Below are 14,744 nucleotides of genomic sequence, written 5' to 3'. Positions count from 1 at the left end.
CCCAACCCGCTCAGCCCCGAAGCAACCCCGTCTACGGAGCCAGCCGAGGAACCTCCGGCTCCACCCGAGCCCGCTCCCGCGCCTCCGCCGCAAGCGCTTGCGCCCACCTCTGCAGCCCAGCCACGTCGATCCCGTGCGGCGGTACCTCGGCAAACGGCGCGATGTTCTCCGCACCCCGCTCCAGCAGCGCGACCGCCCCGTTCCCGTTCCCCCGCAACGCGTGTGTCAGCCCCACCGCCAGCTGGGCCAGGCCGCGCCACAGTTCGCGTTCCGGGCCGTCCGTCGTCTTCCACGCGTCCTCGAAGACCTCGTGGGCGTGGAACGGGCGGCCGGCGTCCAGCAGGTCCTGTGCCTCCGCCAGGGTCTCCTCCGGGGTTCGCTGCACGCCTTCCGGCTGGCGCGGCACGCCGTCGGAGCCGTACGGCAACGGGCGGCCGAGGCCATCACGAGGGCGGGCGTTGCGGGCGCGCCCCTGGTCGTCGCGATCACGGCTGTCCACCTCTCCATTGTCCCACGGGCCACGCCGGGTTAGCGTCCCGCGCGCAAGCCACGTAGCCTGGTGACTCGTGCGCTTTCTGGATGGGCACGTGCCCGCTCACGACCTGACCTACGACGACGTGTTCCTGCTGCCGAACCGTTCGGACGTGGAATCCCGCTTCGGCGTCGACTTGTCCACTGTGGACGGCACTGGCGCGACGATCCCCTTGGTGGTGGCCAACATGACGGCCGTCGCCGGGCGGCGGATGGCCGAGACCGTCGCTCGCCGCGGCGGGCTCGTCGTGCTTCCGCAGGACGTCGACACGGCCGCGGTGGCCGAAATCGTCTCCTGGGTGAAGTCCCGACACGCCGTCTGGGACACGCCGCTGGTCCTCACCGGCGGCGACGCGGTGGCCGATGCCCTCAACCTCGTGCACAAACGAGCACACGGCGCGGTCGTCATCGTCGACGGCGACGGCAAGCCGGTCGGAGTCGTGGACGAGGCCGCCTGCGCCGGTGTCGACCGCTTCGCGCGGCTGGCCGACGTCGCCGAGCCCGCTGTCGTCGCCGTGCCGCTGGACACGCCGCCGCGCGAGGTTTTCGAACTCCTCCACAGCCACGGCGGACGGCTCGCCCTCGGTCTCGACGCCGAGGGTCGCCTCGCCGGTGTCCTGACCGCGGTGGGCGCGCTGCGTTCGGAGATCTACACCCCGGCCGCCGACGCTGACGGGAAGCTGCGCGTCGCCGCCGCGGTCGGCGTGAACGGCGACGTCGCGGCGAAGGCCGAAGCGGTGCTGGCCGCGGGCGTCGACACGCTGGTCGTCGACACCGCGCACGGGCACCAGGAAAAGATGATCGCCGCGCTCAAGGCGGTTCGTTCGGTGTCGCCGAAGGTGCCGGTCGTGGCGGGCAACGTCGTGACCGCCGAAGGCACCCGCGACCTCATCCACGCGGGCGCGGACGTCATCAAGGTCGGCGTCGGCCCCGGCGCGATGTGCACCACGCGGATGATGACCGGCGTCGGCCGCCCGCAGTTCTCGGCGGTCGCGGAATGCGCCGCCGCCGCGCGTGAGCTGGGCAAACACGTCTGGGCCGACGGCGGCGTGCGACACCCGCGCGACGTCGCGCTGGCACTGGCCGCGGGCGCGTCGGCGGCGATGGTCGGCTCGTGGTTCGCCGGCACCCACGAATCCCCCGGCGACCTCCGCTACGACGAGCAGGGCCGTCCGTACAAGGAGTCGTTCGGGATGGCGTCGAAGCGTGCCGTCGGAGCCCGGACGCGCACGGACAACGTCTTCGACCGCGCGCGCAAGGCGCTGTTCGAGGAGGGCATCTCCACGTCGCGGATGGCGCTGGACCCGAACCGGCCCGGCGTCGAAGACCTGATCGACTCGATCTGCTCGGGCGTCCGCTCGTCCTGCACGTACGCTGGCGCGCGCACGATCGAGGAGTTCCACGAGCGCGCGGTGCTGGGCGTGCAGTCGGCGGCCGGTTTCGCCGAGGGACGCCCGCTGCCTTCCGGCTGGTAAGCAGTCCTGGAAAAGGCCCCTCGAGGAACGTCCTCGAGGGGCCTTTTCCGGTCCTAGGTCAGCCGTGGTCCTCCAGCATCTCGGTCACCAGCGCCGCGATCGGCGAGCGTTCCGAGCGGGTCAGGGTCACGTGCGCGAACAGCGGGTGCCCCTTCAGCTTCTCAATCACCGCCGAGACGCCGTCGTGCCTGCCGACGCGCAGGTTGTCCCGCTGGGCGACGTCGTGCGTGAGCACCACCCGCGACGCCGAACCGAGCCGAGACAGTACGGTCAGCAGCACGTTGCGCTCCAGCGACTGCGCCTCGTCCACGATCACGAACGTGTCGTGCAGCGAGCGGCCCCGGATGTGCGTCAGCGGCAGCACCTCGAGCATGCCGCGGTCGAAGACCTCGTCCAGCACGTCCTGGCTGACCAGCGCGCCGAGCGTGTCGAACACCGCCTGCGCCCACGGCTGCATTTTTTCGCTCTCGGACCCGGGCAGATAGCCGAGATCCTGGCCGCCGACCGCGTAGACCGGGCGGAACACCACGACCTTGCGGTGCTGCTGGCGTTCCATCACCGCTTCCAGGCCCGCGCACAGCGCCAGCGCCGACTTGCCGGTGCCCGCGCGCCCGCCGAGCGAGACGATGCCGACGTCGGAGTCCAGCAGCAGGTCGAGCGCCACGCGCTGCTCAGCCGAGCGGCCGTGCAGGCCGAACGCCTCGCGGTCGCCGCGCACCAGCCGCACCCGCTTGTCCGCCGTGACCCGGCCGAGCGCGCTCGAACTGCCCGCGAGCAGCCGCAACCCGGTGTGGCACGGCAGTTCGCCCACCTCGCCGAGACCGAACTCCGCCGGATCCGCCGAACCGCCCGAGAAGAGCGCGTCGATCAGCTCCTGCGGCGCGTCCACGTCCGCCATGCCCGTCCAGCCCGACGGCGTGACCTCCTGCGCCCGGTACTCGTCCGCGGTGAGCCCGACCGCGCCCGCTTTGACCCGCAGCGGGATGTCCTTCGTCACCAGGACGACCGCCGGCTGCTCCGTCGCGAGGTTGAGCGCGCACGCGAGGATGCGGTGGTCGTTCGAATCGGTGCGGAAGCCCACCGGGAGGACGGACGGATCGGTGTGGTTCAGCTCCACCTGCAGGGTGCCGCCCTGGTCGCCGATCGGGATCGGGGCGTCGAGCCTGCCGTGCTTGAGCCGGAGGTCGTCCAGCAGCCGGAGGGATTCCCTGGCGAACCAGCCGAGCTCGGAGTGGTGGCGCTTGGCCTCCAGTTCGCTGATGACGACCAGCGGGAGCACCACCGCGTGTTCGGCGAACCGGGTGACCGCCCACGGGTCGGAGAGCAGCACCGACGTGTCGAGCACATAAGTGATGCGTGGGGATTCGGGCGAGATCGAGGCTTTCTCCGGCGCTTGAGCACCGGTCGAAGAACGGCCTGAGGCCTTGCGGGGTGAACGCTGCGCAGTCACGACGGCATCTCCCTCGAGGGCGTGTGCACCCCACGCCCGCACTCGCTGGGCCGGGCACCTCCCTGGCTGGGTCCGCACTCCCTGACGCTGGCTGCGTCAGGCGGCACGGCCACGAGGGCCGGGTGCCGGCCCCCTCGTGCATCTCGTGGGCGGCTGAGCCGCCCCCTCGATCAACGCCACGACCAGGGCCTCCCGCGAGAATCCGCACGGAACGCGAACTCTCTATTCCGGAAGGTACCTACGTCCGCCCCGTCGTGCAGGCAGCCACACAGGTGATTCGCCGATTCGTCATCCCACCGTCGGTCGCCCGAAACAGAGTGTCCACAGTGCTCACTCAGCGTCACGGGGTCCGGCGATCAGGCGGTCGCACAGATGGATGATCATGGAAAATTAATCACCGAGTGCAGGCAATTCCCAGGTAAAGGGCCTTGTACCACGGGGAAGACCGGAATGCATTTCGCGTCCTGGACACTGAACCGTACCGAGTGAACTGGGCCTTCCAGCGCTCACACAATGGGCGTACGCACCATTCGCTAGAGGCCATTCGGGGGTAATTTCCTTACTGCGGGACACACCACCGGAACACTCCGGTGCCCCGAATCCCAGTATCTCTACCTAGGAGTGTGCGAAGTGCTGAAGAAGGCTGGAATTGTCGCCGGTGCGGCCGCGGGCCTGATGATGATCGGCGGGACGGCGTTCGCCTCCCCGGCCGCCACCCAGGGCGCTCCGGACCCGACGTTCGGCGACGCCTACGCCACCTTCATCGAGGGCGGCGGCGCGCTGGGCTACGGTGCCGCTTCGCTGGTCGCGGGTGCCTACACCGGCATCGCGCTGACCCCGGCGCTGGTGGCCCACTCGATGGAGCACCACCACGGCTGAGCCGTCTTGCGCGAAGGCCCCGGAGCCCGGCTCCGGGGCCTTCGCGGCGTTAGCGGCCGGGTCGACCGGCCCGGCTGGGTGGGTCCGCCGGGCCGGTTCGCCGCGTCAGGCCCCGAACCGGCGGTGCCGCCAGGCGTAGTCGCGCATCGCGCGGAGAAAGTCGACCCGCCGGAATGCCGGCCAGTAAGCCTCGGTGAACCAGAATTCCGAATGCGCGGACTGCCAGAGCAGAAATCCGGAAAGCCGCTGTTCACCGGATGTTCGGATAATCAGATCCGGATCCGGTTGGCCTGACGTGTACAGATGTTCCGAGATGTGGTCGACGTCGAGGATTTTCGCGAGTTCGCGAATCGAAGTACCCTCGTCGGCGTGCTGCAGGAGAAGCTTGCGGACCGCGTCGGCGATCTCCTGCCGCCCCCCGTAGCCGACCGCGATGTTCACCTCCATGCCCGAGTGGTTCTCGGTCCGCGCCACGGCTGCGGTGAGCTTCTGCGCCACCTCGAGCGGCAGCAGATCCAGCGCGCCGACGATGCGCAGCCGCCACGGCGCCTCGGCCCCGGCGAGCTCGTCGGTGACGTCGGTGATGATTTTCAGCAGCGGCGTGAGCTCGTCCGGATCGCGGTTGAGGTTGTCGGTGGAGAGCAGCCACATCGTCACGACCTCGACCTCGGCCTCCTGGCACCAGCTGAGGAAGTCGGCGATCTTCTTGGCCCCGGCGCGGTGCCCGTCGGCCACGTCGGTGAACCCGGCCTCGCGAGCCCAGCGGCGATTGCCGTCGAGCATGATCGCGATATGCCGCGGATGACGGCCCGCCGACTGCTGGATCAGACGGCGGCTGTAGATGCTGTAGACAACGTCGGACATGAAGGACCGGAGGCTCACGTCGCCCGAGCGTACGCACCCCTGGAGCAAGGGTGTGACGCGCCACGGGGGCTGGCGAAAAACCTACGGTCCCGTAGCCTTGGCGAGGTGAGCGTGACGATCGAGCCCCCGCCCGTGCCCGAGGACACCCGGCCTCGGCTGCGCGGCCACATCCACTTCTGGTCGTTCTTCGGCGCCGTCGCCGCGGCCGCCACGCTGATCAGCCTCGCCGCGTCGACGGTCTCGCCGGTCGCCGCACTGGCGACGTCCGTGTACGGCCTCACCGTGCTGGGCGTTTTCGGCGTGAGCGCGCTGTATCACCGCAGGCTGTGGAGCCCGCGCGCGTACAAGTGGATGAAGCGCGCCGACCACTCGATGATCTTCCTGTTCATCGCCGGCACGTACACGCCGTTCACCCTGCTGGCCATGTCGAAGCCAACGGGATACATCGTCCTGGGCATCGTCTGGGGCGGCGCGATCCTGGGTGTGGCGATGAAGATGCTGTGGCCGCACGCACCGCGCTGGCTCGGGGTGCCGATCTACATCGCGCTCGGGTGGGTCGCGGTGTTCGTGCTGCCGGAGCTGCTGAGCCATGCCGGAGTTGCGGCTTTGGTGCTGCTTTGCGTGGGTGGGCTATTTTACACCGTGGGGGCGGTTTTTTACGCGGTGAAGTGGCCGAATCATTGGCCGGAGACGTTCGGGTACCACGAGTTCTTCCACGCGTGCACGGTGTTGGCTGCGGTGTCTCATTACATCGCGATCTGGTTGGCGATGTACTCGTAGCTCGGCTCCGGGCGAGTCCGGCGATTGCCCTTCCCAGCCCCGACAAGCTTCTCGCCGCATGGTGGACAGATCGGGCAACGGCAGCGACAGTGGAACTCAGTTCACCACTGCCGGGAGGACTGAGAGCCGATGACCAGCGACATCCCCTTGTTGCAGTTCAAGAGCCATATCGCGGGCAAGAACGCCACGGTGCAGATCTTCTCCGACCGCGTCGAATGGGAGCGTCCCCGCGGCGTCAGCGGCGGCAAGCTCACCGCCGGCCTTCTCACCTCAGGCGTGTCCCTGCTCGCGACCGGTGTCCGCTCTGGCCGGGCCGGCACCGAGATGATCCCGATCAAGAACATCTCGAGTGTCACGACGAAACGCGATGGCTTGCGTTTCACCGCAGTCCAAGTAGTCACCAGCGGGAACACGATCGATTTCCGGGTCGGCCACAACGAGGCCAGGCCGATCAAGGACCTTCTCACCGAATTGGTCCTCGGCAGCCATCCCAGTCAGCAGGCGTCAGCGGCAAGCGAATCAGCTCTCGCGAGCCCGGCACCGGAACCGCCTCCCGCGCCGGCATCCGCGACCAGCAGCCTCGCTGCTGATCTTGAAAAGCTCGCGGAGCTCCGCGAGCGCGGAATCCTTACCGACGAGGAATTCGCCACGCAGAAGGCCCGCTTGCTCGGCATGTAGGCCCTCCGCGTTCGAATCGACGACGGGCTCAGCCCTTCAGCATCGGGGCCGCCAAGAACTGTTCCGGAACCGCGAACCCGTCCACCAACGTCCGCGCATGCGGCCGCAAAGACCCGCACAGTGCGTTAACCGCCGCAGTCACCGCCTTGGACCGGGTTGCCGAGATCCGGCCGTGCTCCAGGAACCAAGCGCGGTCCGCTTCGATCGTCGACAGGGCGTACAGGTCGCACACTCGATCCAACAGCGCCGCAGCGTCCGGGTCGCTACAGCTCGCCACTGCGCGCGCGAAGGCGTCGAGGATCAAGCGGTCCACGTGTACGCGGCCAGCGAGCAGCACATGGTCCTGTACGGAGTTGAAGACGCCGAAGGGATCCGAAGCAGCTCCACGGAGACGGTTGGCCACACCGCTCAGCACATGCTCTTCACGGTCCTCGAAGAGACGCTGTTGCCACTCGCGGTCGAAGAGCACCGAAGCGTCGTCTGACTCGGTCAGGCGTTCCAGGAACTTCCACGCGGCCGAGCGTTCCTTCACGGTATCCACCAGCTGTTCAGCGACAAAGCGAGCAGTCGCGAGCGGGCTGAGGTCCTCGAAGTGTTCCTTGTACTGCGTCAGCAAGCCCTTCGCCACCAGCTGCAACAACACAGTGTTGTCGCCTTCGAAGGTGGTGAAGACGTCCGTGTCGGCTTTCAGACCGGCAAGCAGGTTCTCGGACAGGTATCCGCTGCCGCCGCAGGCTTCGCGGGCGGTTTGGATCGCTGCGGTTGCATGCCAGGTGTTGAGAGCCTTCAAACCGGCTGCGCGGGATTCCAGTTCGCGCTGTTCTTCTTCCGGCGCGTCGGACGCGATGTCGTGCAGGGCGGCGACCAGTTCCTCTTGTGCGAAGTGCAGAGCGTAGGTCTTCGCCAAGGCTGGCAGGAGTTTTCGTTGGTGCCCCAGGTAATCGAGGATGACCACCTCGTCACCTTCCGGACGCTGGAACTGCCGCCGCTGGTCGCCGTAGCGCACTGCCAGCGTCAGGGCTCGTTGGGTGGCGCATCCTGCGCTGCCGCCGACGCTCACGCGGCCGCGGATGAGCGTGCCCAGCATCGTGAAGAAGCGGCGGCCGTCGCTTTCGATCGGGCTCGTGTAGGTGCCGTCCTCGGCTACGTCGCCGAAGCGGTTCAGCAGCGCTTCCCGCGGCACGCGGACGTGGTCGAAGGTCAACCGTCCGTTGTCGACGCCGTTCAGACCGGCTTTTATGCCGCAGTCCGCGATGGTGACGCCAGAAGCCGGAGCACCGGAATCATCGCGGATCGGGACCAGGAAGGCATGTACGCCACGGGATTCGCCGCCGGTGATCAGTTGGGCGAAGACCACCGCGAGTTGGCCGTCACGGGCGGCATTGCCGATGTATTCCTTGGTGGCGCCGGGATCTGGGCTGTGCACGACGAATTCCTGCGTCGCAGGGTCGTAGGTCGCGGTGGTGTGCAGGTGCTGAACGTCCGAACCGTGCCCATGCTCAGTCATCGCGAAGCAGCCAAGCAGGTCCAGGTTCATGATGCGGCGCAGGTACTTCTCGTGGTGCCTCGCGGTGCCGAGCAACTGCACCGCACCGCCGAACAGGCCCCATTGGACCCCGGCCTTGACCATCAGCGACAGGTCGCCGTAGCCGAGCATCTCGAACGACATCACCGACCCGCCGACGTCGCTCAGCCCGCCGTACGCGGCGTCGAAGCCGAGCGCGGGACGGTCGGTTTCGGCGAGTTTCCGCAGCTGGTCCAGCACCTGGACGCGGTGCGCCTCGACGTCGAGACCGATCGTGTCCCGGAACTTCTCCGTGCTCATCTGCGCGCGCACGTCGCGCTTCAACCCGGCCCAGCGTCCGTCGAGGACTGCGGTCAGCGCGTCCGGGTCCACTTTCTCGGGCACAGCAGGGACGTCCACGGTTCCTCCGATGCAGCAGGGTGCCACCAGCCTGCCGCAGCGGAGGATCTTCCGCAGCTCAGCCCAAATCGGGCCCCTTCGACCGCAGGTCGTCGACCTTGGTCATCGCCTCGCGCAGTTCGGTCAGCCACGTGTCCGCGTGCTCGCCGACCAGCCGCACCGCCCAGGCCAGCGCCTCGGACCGCGACCGCGCGACGCCGGCGTCCACGAGCGTGTCGAGGACCAGCCGTTCGGGCTGCCGCAGCCGGGTCATCACCGGCACCGACAGCGTCGTGAAGTGCACCGTCGTGCCGCCCAGCTTCGCGCCCCACGCCACTTTGCGCTGGTAGCGGTGCTCAGCCTGCCGCGCGATCTCGATCCGCTCGTCGCGGGTTTCCTCGCGGAACCGGCTGATCCGCCCGTCCTCGGCGGCCGCGCGGGCCGCGTCGTCGGCGTATTCGCCGGTCAGCGCGGGCAGCTCGCCGACGATCAGGATCTCTTCCCGGTCCACGGTGATTTCCGGGTCGCCGGTGAACCAGCCGTCCGGGAGCCGTCCGCCGAACCACGCCGCCGCGTCGTCCGCCGACGGCGCCTCGGCCTGCTGCCAGCCCCGGCCTTTCCAACCTCGCCCCATGACGTCCACCATCCTTGATTACATGATTACGTCACTACTGAAGCTACGCTGATTCCACCGTGGCAGGTAGCGCGTTCACCAGGGGCGGAATTCGTCAGAGCTGGGCGATGAGCTGGTCCGCCGCGGTCACCGGGCGCTCGCAGACGTAGCCGCGGCAGACGTACGCCGCCGCCTCGCCGTCGACCAGCGGCCGGTCGGCCAGCAGCGGGACACCGGACGCGTCCGGCTCGCCGCCGAGCACGATGCCGCCGCCGTGGATGTGCTGCGCGGCGGCGGTCACCAGCTCCGCGCGGTCCGCGCCGACGACCGCGACCTGCACCGGTCCGGACTGCGCCGCCTCCGCCACGGACAGCCAGTGCCCAGCGAACCGCGGCACCCGCGCGGCGAGCAGACCGACGCGACGCAACGCGAGTTCAGCAGCGTCGCGGTAGCGCGCAGCCTGGTCGGCCCCGGCCAGCGCGGACGCGGTGAGCAGTGCGCCAGCCAGCGCCGAAGCGCCGGACGGGCTCGCGTTGTCCGTCGGATCAGACGGGCGCTGCACCAGGATTTCGGCGTCGTCGGCGGTGTCGTGATACGCACCGGGCGCGGAATCCGACGCGAAGTGCGCCAGTGCGACGTCCAGCAGCCGGGTCGCTTCGGTGAGCCAGCGCGGTTCGCCAGTGGCCTGGTGGAGGGCGAGAAGACCGTCAGCGAGGCAGGCGTAGTCCTCCAGCACGCCGACCGGCGTCCCGACCGCGCCGTCCCGCGAGCTGCGGCGGAGTCGTCCGTCCACGACGTGCAGGTCCAGCAGCAGAGACGCCGCGCCACGAGCGAGTTCGATCCACTGTGGACGCTCCAGTGCGACGCCCGCTTCGGCCAGCGCGGAAATCGCGAGGCCGTTCCAGGCCGCGACGACCTTGTCGTCCCGCCCCGGTTGTGGACGCTCCGCGCGCGCTTCGAGCAATGCCTGCCGGACGCGCTCGAAGCGGTCGAAATCATCCGGATCTGTCCGCAGCTGAAGGGTCGACGCACCTTCTTCAAAGGTGCCCTCTTCGGTGACGCTGAACAGTTCGGCCGCCCACGGGCCGTCCTCGCCGAGGACGTCGTTGAGCTGCGCGGGCGTCCACACGTACGTCAATCCCTCGACGCCTTCAGTGTCCGCGTCGAGCGAAGCCGCGAAACCTCCTTGCGGCGTAAGCAGATCGTGCTCGAGGAACCGGACGATCCCTTCCGTCACCCGCAGCGCCGACGCCGACCCACGACGCGCGAGATGCGCGTACACTCGGAGCAGCAACGCGTTGTCATACAACATTTTCTCGAAGTGGGGAACGATCCACTCCGCGTCCACGGAGTAGCGCGCGAACCCGCCGCCCAGCTGGTCGTGAATGCCGCCGCGAGCCATCGCGTCCGCAGCGGACTCGGCGAGCGCGTGCGCCTGCACCGAACCCGTGCGTTCGTGGTGGCGCACCAGGAACTCCAGCACCATGGACGGCGGAAACTTCGGCGCACCACCGAAACCGCCGTGCACGGGGTCTGCCTCCTGCGCGAGTTTCGTCACGGCTTCCGCCAAAGCGTCGGCGTCGACGGCGGCCTCCTTCAGCGGACCGCTCTGCTCGGCAAGGTGCCCGACGATCTGTTTCGCACCCTCGCGCAGGTCGTCCGGCCGCTCCTCCCACGCCTCCGCGACCGCCACGAGCAGCTGCGTGAACGACGGAATCCCGGGGCGCGGCGCTGGCGGATAGTAAGTGCCGCAATGGAATGGCTCGCCCTCGGGCGTGAGGAAGCAGGTCATCGGCCAGCCGCCCTGCCCGGTCATGGCCTGCGTGGCGGCCATGTAGACGGCGTCGATGTCCGGCCGCTCCTCGCGGTCGACCTTGATGTTCACGAAATGCGCGTTCATCAGGGTCGCGGTGCCCTCGTGCTCGAAGGACTCGTGCGCCATGACGTGACACCAATGGCAGGCGGCGTACCCGACGGACAACAGAATCGGCACCCCGCGCCGGCGCGCCTCGGCCAGCGCTTCCGGCCCCCATTCCCACCAATCGACCGGGTTGTCGGCGTGCTGGCGCAAGTACGGGCTCGTGGAAGCGGCGAGACGATTCACGATTCCCATCATCCCTCAGACCCCCGGAAGGAGTTTACAGCACCCAGGTTATGCGGCCCTGATTCGCTAGATCGGATTTCATGTTGCAGCTAAAGCTCGAAGTCGCCGGGACAGACGTCGCCAACTCTAGATGGTTGGCGACGACCGGTCCGCGCATCCACTCGCCGACGGCTAAAAATTGGCATTTCGGATGGCACTCCCTACATGTTGATCCACCGATTGTGTGGCGAGATCGTGCGACGCTTCGGGTTTCGATGGTAGGCCGACGATGGGTCCTCGCGCACGCTGTCGATGCCGGGCATCCTCGACACGGGGCCCCAGGCGGTCCACAGACCCCTCAGACTGATGAGCGCAGGAAGCTCGTCGACCAGAGCGGCGCGGGTGAACGGCAGAAGCATGGCCAGGTCGTCCCGAACGTGGTCGAGGATGCTCAAAACAATTTCGAGAGGGCGTCGCCGCTGGTGAATCGATATGGTGTGCCGTAGCGCAAGGCACGTGTGCTCTAAACGCAAGCGGACGAGCAATAGGTGCTCCGCCTGCCAGATCGGCGGCAGACCGTCGATAGCGCCGAGAGCGCAGTCAGCAGCAATCCACGCGACGGCCTGGATGGCGGTGTCCTCCGGCTCGTGTCGCAGTCGCGCGTTCAGGTTCGCTGGGAGGAACGTCGACAGCGGCATGGAGTCGAAGTGCTCGCGCGCGTGGAGCCAGACAGGATGGGTGGCGTCCAGGGCCGAGGCGTCAACCTCGATGACGGCCTCGGACGATCCTGAGATGAGGTAGGCGAACGACTTCACATGGACGAGTAACTGTCGAGCGTGCACGAGCGCCTGCAGGGCCGGGTTTATGTCCTCGATGTCGAGGCGTTCGATCCGAGCCTCGAGACGCAGCGCGTTGAACGTGAAGGTATCGATGAGCAGGCCGTTGGTGCCGAACATAGCTTCGACACGACGCCACTCGGCCATCCGTCCCGGTTGCCCTGCAGCCGGGAACATGGCACCGGGCACGGCAGCGAGCGCGCGCCAGTGGACGAACGCCGCCTCGCACCCGAGCGTGAAGGACATGCAGTCCGTAGTCGCGATATTCACGCGCTCGAAGGTGACCTCGACGCCTTCAACAACGAAGATGCCGCGGAGTCCGTCCCACTCAAGCGCCTCGTGCGCCTGGCCGTTGCGCACCTCCGGAAGGAGCTTGGGAATCAGCGCAGCGCTCAGCCATCGGTCCGTTGCGAACCCGTCTTTGAGCGATCCAACCATCGGCGGCGGGCTCCATGAACCCGCAGCGAGACAGCGCATCGCCCACCCGTACTGACGCACGGGGCCTTCGACGAGCCTGCGGTAGACGTCAGCGAGAGCGTGGGCGGCCAACTCGGTGTCCGTCGTCGATCGGAGCACGCGTGTGGAGGACTGGATAATTCGTCGGCTCTGGCGCAAGGCCTCCTCACGGTCCGCCAGATGAGCGAGCACAGCGCTCAAGACGTCTCTGCGGGGGTCACCGGATGCAGCGTCTGAGCCCTCGCTGGCTACAGCGTGTGTTTCTGCGTCTGACTCCTCGCTGCTGGTCGAGTCGTGCTCGGTCACGGCACCGGCGACACGCTCGGCGTTCTCGAGTCGGAGGACCGTCGATCTGAGCGTCTGCCATGCGAGTACAGCATCCGGTGCCTGCACGATCCAGCCAGTGACGAGGATCATGGCGAGCATGTCGTCGGTGGGCGCGAGACCGAACGCCTGCATGTGGGTCAGCAAGTAGGCAAGGAGGAACGAGTTTGCATACTTGTGCGCCTCAAGGACGCGGGAGGCACTGAAGGTCCCGTCCCCGTCGACCGGGACCGTCCTCATGCCAAACGCGACTGCTAGGGCAGTGCCGCGATCAGGGACTGCGATCGTGGGAACGGGCGGGACCAGTGCGGCCAGATCCACGGTGACGCAAGGCGGCTTGTTGCCGGCCTCGATAGCGTCGAGGGCGGCGTCGATGACGCGGTCGACCGCAGCGAGAAGACCTGACCGGAGGATGTCGGCCTTCGTCGCGGTCGCCGAGTCGCCCTCGGAAGAATCAGGCGCGAGAGTCAGCGACCCGGCAGGCTGATCCACTGCGCTCTGGTTTCGGTCGACCGACTCCCTGTCTCCAGGCCCGGGAAGATCGCGCAGATCGAACGGTGCCAGTGCTATGAGCATGGCGACGATGTCGCGGCGGGCTGCCTCCAGACGGGCGAGGCTGGTTTTTAGCCCTAGGTAGGTCCAGGTCTCATACGAGTCGGGAGAAGCGGCCGTTTCGACGCGCTTCAACATGGCGGGTAGCGCAGCCAGGCGCGCGGCCCACGACTCACGGATCAGCGGCACCGACCGAGTGGAATCGGCGATCTCCGGGAAGGCGAGGGAGCGTGCTCTGAGATCGGCGGTCAGCCGATGGCGTGCGTCAGCCGGTAGTCCCACCGGACGCTGGTTCATTACCCGAATCTACCAACATGGCCGCGCCAGCGTCTGCCGTTTCCTCCAATCTGCTCCTTTCTCCACGTCGATGCGTGTCGCGAAAGAGGCGGCCAGGGTGGATTGCAAAGTCGAACTGCGCGACACGGAAAAATGATCGGACGAAACCCGCTTAATCGCAGTAGGCGAACTCCGCACACTGGTCACTGATAGCGGCGATCGGTCGGCAGCGCGCTCGCCCGTCGCAGTCACCAACAGCCACGTGCCAGTCGGCCAGCTGCATGCCGGTCGGCGCGGACAGGCTCGACGTCAAGGACGTTTTTGTCCTTCCACGTGGGTGACGAGGTGTTTGTGCACCGCCTGCGGGAGCAGCCGCGGATTCACGCGGTCAGCATGGGCAAGATCGAGCCGAGACTGGACGACACGCGTAGCAAACAGTGGACGCCTAACGCCCGCCTGCAGTTCGACCGGGCGATGACCTCCGGCAAAGGGAAGACCGTCCAGTTCGACGTTCCGCCGACAAATGCGTTAGAAAGCCAGCACACGCATGCCGCTGTCGCGCATTACTTTATCCCGGTCGTCTCAGCGGATCCAGTCGCGCACACCTCTCCCCGGACGAGCCGAGCCCGAGCAGGACCCGGCCAGGTACGGCGGCGGCTTCTTCAAGCCCCAGCTGATGCCTGTGGACACCGAGCAGGACAGCGGGGCAACGACTTGATGGCCGACCACTTCTGCTCCGCATTCGGTATCGGGCAGAACGCCATCCGGATCAACCTGCTGAACACCCGTCCTCCGACGAATCCGTCGCACAGGACATCCGCGACCAGCCCGCCGCGTACACCATCAGCAGCCAGGAAAGGCCTGCTCCCGCAATGCACCGCGACCGGCAGCAACGTGCGCGCCTAGTCACGGATGCCAGGATGCCGCCCGAACACGGCCAGCCACTGCACCGTGATCCACCCCTGTTCCTCTCGCTTGCAGAGCGTGCCGGATTCTCGACGTAGGCCCGCACTGGCGCAGTACACCCTCTACGACGACATCACC

12 protein-coding genes are annotated in these 14,744 nt (G+C 67.7%); 5 read left to right on the top strand and 7 right to left on the bottom strand.

Annotation, left to right across the window (positions count from 1 at the left end; translation table 11 throughout):
- Positions 1–31: 31 nt before the first annotated feature.
- Entirely contained in the window at positions 32–499 is a 468-nt protein-coding gene (locus EIZ44_RS34805; protein ID WP_043828116.1) for a DUF309 domain-containing protein, read from the bottom strand.
- Between the two features lie 67 nt (positions 500–566).
- Here EIZ44_RS34805 and guaB1 point away from each other — a divergent pair, with 67 nt between their 5' ends.
- Positions 567–2,006: a GMP reductase gene (guaB1, locus tag EIZ44_RS34800; RefSeq protein WP_037816703.1), complete on the top strand. Its 1,440-nt coding sequence runs from the start codon at positions 567–569 to the stop codon at positions 2,004–2,006.
- A 58-nt stretch (positions 2,007–2,064) separates the two neighbouring features.
- On the opposite strand, the gene phoH2 is transcribed toward guaB1, so the two are convergent.
- Positions 2,065–3,351, bottom strand: coding sequence for an RNA 5'-3' helicase PhoH2 (gene phoH2 / locus EIZ44_RS34795; protein ID WP_107051135.1), 1,287 nt, complete (start codon positions 3,349–3,351; stop codon positions 2,065–2,067).
- A 735-nt stretch (positions 3,352–4,086) separates the two neighbouring features.
- On the opposite strand from phoH2, the gene EIZ44_RS34790 reads away from it, so the two are divergent.
- Positions 4,087–4,335: a hypothetical protein gene (locus EIZ44_RS34790; protein WP_037367894.1), complete on the top strand. Its 249-nt coding sequence runs from the start codon at positions 4,087–4,089 to the stop codon at positions 4,333–4,335.
- A 105-nt stretch (positions 4,336–4,440) separates the two neighbouring features.
- Here the strand turns inward: EIZ44_RS34790 and EIZ44_RS34785 are convergent, their stop codons facing one another.
- A complete protein-coding gene (locus EIZ44_RS34785; protein WP_037816707.1) occupies positions 4,441–5,199 on the bottom strand; it encodes an isoprenyl transferase in 759 nt (252 codons plus the stop codon).
- 105 nt (positions 5,200–5,304) lie between these two features.
- On the opposite strand from EIZ44_RS34785, the gene trhA reads away from it, so the two are divergent.
- Together trhA and EIZ44_RS34775 are read left to right on the top strand one after the other, a co-directional pair.
- Positions 5,305–5,979 (top strand): PAQR family membrane homeostasis protein TrhA, encoded by a 675-nt coding sequence (trhA, locus tag EIZ44_RS34780; RefSeq protein WP_199817900.1) that lies wholly within the window; start codon positions 5,305–5,307, stop codon positions 5,977–5,979.
- Between the two features lie 129 nt (positions 5,980–6,108).
- Entirely contained in the window at positions 6,109–6,657 is a 549-nt protein-coding gene (locus EIZ44_RS34775; RefSeq protein ID WP_134733416.1) for an SHOCT domain-containing protein, read from the top strand.
- A gap of 28 nt (positions 6,658–6,685) precedes the next feature.
- Here the strand turns inward: EIZ44_RS34775 and EIZ44_RS34770 are convergent, their stop codons facing one another.
- From EIZ44_RS34770 to EIZ44_RS34755, 4 genes are all read right to left on the bottom strand, one after another.
- Positions 6,686–8,581, bottom strand: coding sequence for an acyl-CoA dehydrogenase family protein (locus EIZ44_RS34770; RefSeq protein WP_134733414.1), 1,896 nt, complete (start codon positions 8,579–8,581; stop codon positions 6,686–6,688).
- Between the two features lie 58 nt (positions 8,582–8,639).
- On the bottom strand, positions 8,640–9,194 hold the full coding sequence (abmR, locus tag EIZ44_RS34765; protein ID WP_037816711.1) for an ATP-binding transcription factor AbmR: 555 nt from the start codon (positions 9,192–9,194) through the stop codon (positions 8,640–8,642).
- Between the two features lie 94 nt (positions 9,195–9,288).
- Entirely contained in the window at positions 9,289–11,277 is a 1,989-nt protein-coding gene (locus tag EIZ44_RS34760; protein ID WP_167754366.1) for a thioredoxin domain-containing protein, read from the bottom strand.
- Positions 11,278–11,477: 200 nt separating this feature from the next.
- Positions 11,478–13,721 carry a hypothetical protein gene (locus EIZ44_RS34755; protein ID WP_134667061.1) on the bottom strand — a complete coding sequence of 748 codons (2,244 nt, stop codon included), beginning with the start codon at positions 13,719–13,721 and terminating at the stop codon, positions 11,478–11,480.
- 312 nt (positions 13,722–14,033) lie between these two features.
- Between EIZ44_RS34755 and EIZ44_RS34750 the strand changes: the two genes are divergently transcribed.
- Positions 14,034–14,606 (top strand): hypothetical protein, encoded by a 573-nt coding sequence (locus EIZ44_RS34750; RefSeq protein WP_134667063.1) that lies wholly within the window; start codon positions 14,034–14,036, stop codon positions 14,604–14,606.
- Positions 14,607–14,744: the final 138 nt, after the last annotated feature.

The sequence above is a fragment of the Amycolatopsis nivea genome (assembly GCF_004522235.1).
Classification (GTDB): Bacteria; Actinomycetota; Actinomycetes; order Mycobacteriales; family Pseudonocardiaceae; genus Amycolatopsis; species Amycolatopsis nivea.
This window is presented reverse-complemented; position numbering and strand designations above follow the sequence as displayed.